The sequence below is a fragment of the Micromonospora sp. D75 genome (genome assembly GCF_018070405.1).
GTDB lineage: Bacteria > Actinomycetota > Actinomycetes > Mycobacteriales > Micromonosporaceae > Micromonospora > Micromonospora chalcea.
This window is the reverse complement of record NZ_JAGPXV010000464.1, coordinates 1-4,841: the sequence shown is the minus strand read 5'-3', so window position 1 is coordinate 4,841 and position 4,841 is coordinate 1. Positions and strand designations below refer to the sequence as shown.

The following is a 4,841-nucleotide window of genomic DNA, read 5'->3' as shown; positions in this document are numbered from 1 at the left end:
GCCGGCCGGATCGCCGACGAGATCAAGGTGGGCGGCAGCGCCAACCCGGACATGGTCCCGGTGATCCGCGAGCGGCTGCGGACCGGCGCGGAGAAGGCCGGGCGCGACGTCGCGGACGTCGGCATCGTGCTCGGCGCGGTGACAGTCGTCGACACCGACGGCGCGGCCGCCCGCGCCAAGGCCCGCACCGAGGTGGCCATGTACCTGGCCGTGGTGGCGGAGCTGGATCCGACCGTCGTGCTCCCCGACGACCTGGTGAAGCGCGTCGGCGACCTGGTCGACGCGGGCGAGGACGAGGCGGCGGGCCGGTTGATCCCGGACGACGTGCTGGACCGGTTCGCCTTCTCCGGCACCCCGGAGCAGGTCGCCGCCCAGGCCCAGGCGCTCATCGACGCCGGCGTGCGCCGGGTCGAGTTCGGCACGCCGCACGGTCTGACCGACGAGCGCGGCGTGGACCTGCTCGGCTCCGCCGTCCTGCCCCTGCTGCGCAGGTGAGCGCGGTGCGGCTCACCGTCGTGGTCGGCCCCGGCCTGGTGGCCGACACCGAACTGCTGGCGTCGCTCGTCGCCACCAGCAGCGCCGAGCTGGACAGCACCGGCACGGTCGTCACCGCCGCCTCGACCGACGAGCTGCGCTCGCTGCTCGCCGCGGCGCAGGGCCCGACTGTGGTGCTGCCCGGCCCCACCACACCGGCCCGCGCCCTGATCGGCGCGCAGCCGCCGCACGCGGTCTGGTACGACCTCACCGTCGAGACGCCGGTCCCCGGCGCGGTCCACCTGGCCGGTCGGGGACTGTGGGGCGTGACCTGGGCTATCCGGCACGCCGTGCACCGCTTCCGCGCGCCGGCCGATCGGATTGCCTACGGTCCCGGCCCGGAGCAGTGGGGTGACCTGCGGCTGCCGTCGGGCCCGCACACCGGGCCGGCGCCGGTCGCGGTGCTGCTGCACGGCGGATTCTGGCGGTCGGTCTGGGGCGCGGACCTGATGGACGCGCTCGCCGTCGATCTGGCCGCCCGCGGCTGGGCATCCTGGAACCTGGAGTACCGGCGTCCGGACCGGCACGGCTGGGACGCCACCACGGAGGACGTCGAAGCCGGCCTCACCGCGCTGCGGGACCTCGCCGCCGACCGGCCGATCGACCTGGAGCGGATCGTGGTGCTGGGCCATTCGGCCGGCGGGCAGCTCGCGCTGCGCGCCGCGGCGGACCTCGCCGCGCGAACGGGCGGGCCACGTGTCGCGCTCGCGGTCTCGCTGGCCGGGGTGCTCGACCTCACCGAGGGCGAGCGGCGCTACCTCGGTGACGGCGCGATCTCCGCGGCGCTGGGCGGCTCACCGGCCACGGCCCCGCGCCGGTACGCCGAGAGCGACCCGATGCTGCGGCTGCCGACAGGGGTGCCCACGCTGCTCGTGCAGGGGACCGCGGACAGTCTCGACCTCGTCGACGCCAACCGGCGTTACGCCGCGGCGGCGGCAGCCGCGGGCGACGAGATCCGCCACCTGGAACAGCCGGGGGACCACTTCGCCGTCATCGACCCGGCGTCGGACATCTGGCGGGACACCATGACGGCGGTGGACGCCCGCCTCGGTCGCTGACGTCGCGCCCGCAACCGAATCGCCCTCCGAGTTCACGTAGGTGAACACGGAGGGCGGTTGGTGGCGCCGGTCAGAACAGCCGGGGCGTGACCACCGAGACCACTGTGGTGACCGAGTCGGTGTCGTTGTACATCTGGTGCGGCACCGACGAGCGCAGGTGCACGCTGTCGCCCGGGCACAGCCGGTGCTCCACGCCCTCGACCTCGTAGAGCAGCTCGCCGGAGATGACGTAGGCGAACTCCTCGCCCCGGTGGCCGTACGCGTTCTCCCGCCGCCCGCCCGGCGCGATGTGCACGAGCATCGGCTCCAGCACCAGGTCCGGCCCCCGGTCGGAGAGCATGCGGTAGGTCTGCTGCCCCGACACGTACTGCGTTGCCGACGTCTCCGCCCTGGTCAGCGTGAAGTGCCGGGGAAGCTGCGAGACGTTGTTGTCGGACGTGCCGTTGCCGGCGTCGAAGAAGTCGGCCACCGACTTGTCGAGGGCCTTGGCGACGCTGCCCAGCGCGGTCAGGCCGATCGAGGAGATGCCGCGCTCGACCTGGGACAGGAAGCCGATCGACAGGCCGGAGCGGGAGGCGAGGCCGCGCAGGGTGAGCCCGCGCTCCTTGCGGTAGCGCCGGATCCGGGCGCCGACCACCCCCGCCGGGGTGCTCTCGTCCGCGGGGCCGCCGGGGGCGGCCTGCTCCGACGGCGGCTGACTGTCCATGGACCGCACGGGGACCTCCTGTTGCGGTGGCGGGGGGATCCGCCCGGGATGTTCGATCCTATCGAACATGCCCGCACTTGTGCGAGGGGTGGCCGGGGGATTTCCTGGTCCGCTCCGGCGGTGTCATCCCTGGTGGACAGCGGTGCGGCCGGCGTCGCCGGCCGCTCACTTGAACGCGAGCGCGTTCGGCGGCGACCCGACGCCGCCGGGCAGGTTCAGCGGCTTGCAGGTGAGGAAGAACTCGTAGACGCCGTCGGCGGCGCAGTCGGCGGCGAGGCCGTCGAGTTTCCACAGCTCGCCCAGGGCCATCCCGAGCAGCGCGATGAGCGGCCGGTGCAGCATGCCGCTGTGGTCGACCCCGCGCGGCGGCGGCCGGTCGTCGGGCGTGCGGAAGTCCGAATCCAGCACCGGATCCGCCTCCACGGCCAGGTTGTCGGCGGCGACGAGCGCGATCTCGTGGTCCCACAACCAGCGCAGCACCGACTCGCGCTGGGCGAGCCCGGGGGAGCGGTTGCGCGTGTTGAACTCGATCCGTTCCTCGACGGACTTGGCCAGGTAGTTCTCCGCCCACCCGGTACGCAGCAGCAGCATGTCGCCGCCGCGCCAGGACACGCCCTGCGCCTGCGCGACGGCGTCCAGCACGGTCTCGTCCAGCGCGATCGTCTGCTCGCAGTCGTACGGCCGGCCCTCGCTGGCGAAGTGCCGGGGGACGTCGAGCAGCACACCCCGCCCGGCGATCCCGGCCTCCGCCCAGTGGTGGATGCCCAGCGCGGTGGAGCCCTGGTTGTTGTCGTCCGCGGACAGGCCGCCGTAGAAGCCGTGGGCGGGGTGCCCGATGTGGCGCAGCGAGTCGAGCTGCGAGCTGGACTGGAGGTAGAACGAGTCGATCCAGTCGTCGCGATGCAGCGGGTTGTTGGCGAAGACGTGGTGCTCGGCGGGACGCCGGGTGCCGGTCGGGTAGGGCTCGAAGGCGTTGACCGGGTAGTCGAGGTTGAACCGCTCGCCCCGGCGGACCAGGCGGGCGGCGGCGGTCACGCGCTCGGGCGTCAGCCGGTTGATGCTGCCGAGCTGGTCGCCCGGCCCGAAGACGTCCCAGGCGGCGCCGGGCACCGCGGCCGTGGAGAGCTCGTCGTAGGTCGGCACGGTGATTCCTTTCGGGCGGCTCAACGGAAGGTCAGCGGCTCGCCCCGGTAGGGCGCCAGCGCCTCGCGTTCGGCGCCGGTCAGCGGCCGGGGCCGGCGGTCGGCCAGGTCGCAGACCACGAGAGTGGTCTGCGCGAGCAGGTACGTCGACGTGCGGGCCTCGTCGACGAAGCGGAAGCTCAGGTCGAGGCTGCGGGAACCGGTACGGGACAGCCAGGCGTCGGCGAGGATCGACTGCCCGTGGTAGGCGAGCTCGCCGGTGAACTCCAGCCGGGCCGCCGCCGTCATGGTGAACGTCCCGGCGCCGAGCACGGCCAGCGCCGGCGGCCGGTCCGGATCGAACGTGCCGGGCAGGTCCGGCAGCCCGAACGTGCGGATCCGGGCCTCCTCGACGTACCGCAGCCAGGTGACGTTGTTGACGTGGCCGTAGTGGTCGGTGTCGGCCCAGCGCAGGTGCAGCGTCGTCGTGAGGGGTGCCACGGCGTGCCTCAGCGCCGGTGCCGCACGGTGCGGCCCGCCTGGACGGCGGCCCGGGCCGCCGCGCCGAGCAGGCTGGCGTCGTTGCTCAGCAGCGTGAAGGAGAAGCCGGCGTCGGCCGCCCGCCGGACCGCGTCGGCGTCCGCCCCGCCGGAGTTGCCGATGGGTACGCCGGCGGCGAGGCAGTCCTTGACGGCGGAGCCGACGAGCGCGACGACCCGTGGATCGTCCTCGGTCGTGCCCTCGGACGTGGACAGGTCCGCGGCCCCGACGAGCAGCGCGTCGACACCGGGCACCGCCGCGACGGCCCCGGCGGACGAGGCGGCCTGGGCGCTCTCGATCTGGACGACCAGCACCACCTCCTCCTGGCCGTAGCGCAGGTACTCGGCGCGGGGCATGGCGCCCCACGCGCCGGCCCGGCTCGTGCTGCCGACGCCGCGGGCGCCCAGCGGCGGGAACCGTACCGCTGCGACAGCGGCTCGCGCCTGCTCGACGGTGTCCACGTGCGGGACCATCACGCCCTCGGCCCCCGCGTCGAGGATCCGCTGCGTGAGGCCCGGGTCGAGCGCCGGGATCCGGACGATCGGGGCCAGCCCGAGGTGGTTGGCGGTGCCGATCAGCTGATAGGCCGTCTGCAGGTCGATCGGGGCGTGTTCCAGGTCGACGACGACGAAGTCGAACCCGGCGAGCGCGAGCAGTTCCACGCTCTCCATCACCGGCAGCTTCACCCAGGTGCCCAGCGCCGGGGCGTCCGGGCGGGCGAGCGCCGCCCGGAACCGGCTGCGCCTCGGCGCGGCCACGTCGGTGCTCATGACGGCATCGGGTAGTCGTCGGCGTTGCGTACCCAGCCGGGCTTGGCGGAGAAGTCCGCGCGCGGCGGCGCGAACATGTCGATCAGCTGCTGGTGGTCGCCGACGCCCTGGG

At 74.1% G+C, this 4,841-nt stretch carries 6 protein-coding genes; 2 read left to right on the top strand and 4 right to left on the bottom strand.

Annotated features, from left to right (window positions below; genetic code table 11):
• Together KBX39_RS23215 and KBX39_RS23210 are read left to right on the top strand one after the other, a co-directional pair.
• The coding region (locus KBX39_RS23215; protein ID WP_210872490.1) for an LLM class flavin-dependent oxidoreductase at positions 1–495 on the top strand (495 nt) is incomplete at its 5' end.
• Complete coding sequence (locus tag KBX39_RS23210; RefSeq protein ID WP_210872489.1) at positions 492–1,592, top strand: alpha/beta hydrolase; 1,101 nt, start codon at positions 492–494, stop codon at positions 1,590–1,592. The genes KBX39_RS23215 and KBX39_RS23210, both read left to right, overlap by 4 nt.
• Positions 1,593–1,662: 70 nt before the next feature.
• On the opposite strand, the gene KBX39_RS23205 is transcribed toward KBX39_RS23210, so the two are convergent.
• From KBX39_RS23205 to KBX39_RS23190, 4 genes are all read right to left on the bottom strand, one after another.
• Positions 1,663–2,298 carry a helix-turn-helix domain-containing protein gene (locus tag KBX39_RS23205; protein WP_247660484.1) on the bottom strand — a complete coding sequence of 212 codons (636 nt, stop codon included), beginning with the start codon at positions 2,296–2,298 and terminating at the stop codon, positions 1,663–1,665.
• A 165-nt stretch (positions 2,299–2,463) separates the two neighbouring features.
• Entirely contained in the window at positions 2,464–3,441 is a 978-nt protein-coding gene (locus KBX39_RS23200) for a cyclase family protein (protein WP_210872487.1), read from the bottom strand.
• A gap of 20 nt (positions 3,442–3,461) precedes the next feature.
• Positions 3,462–3,920 (bottom strand): thioesterase family protein, encoded by a 459-nt coding sequence (locus tag KBX39_RS23195; protein WP_210872486.1) that lies wholly within the window; start codon positions 3,918–3,920, stop codon positions 3,462–3,464.
• Positions 3,921–3,928: 8 nt separating this feature from the next.
• Positions 3,929–4,729 carry an HpcH/HpaI aldolase/citrate lyase family protein gene (locus tag KBX39_RS23190; RefSeq protein WP_210872485.1) on the bottom strand — a complete coding sequence of 267 codons (801 nt, stop codon included), beginning with the start codon at positions 4,727–4,729 and terminating at the stop codon, positions 3,929–3,931.
• Between the last annotated feature and the right edge of the window lie 112 nt (positions 4,730–4,841).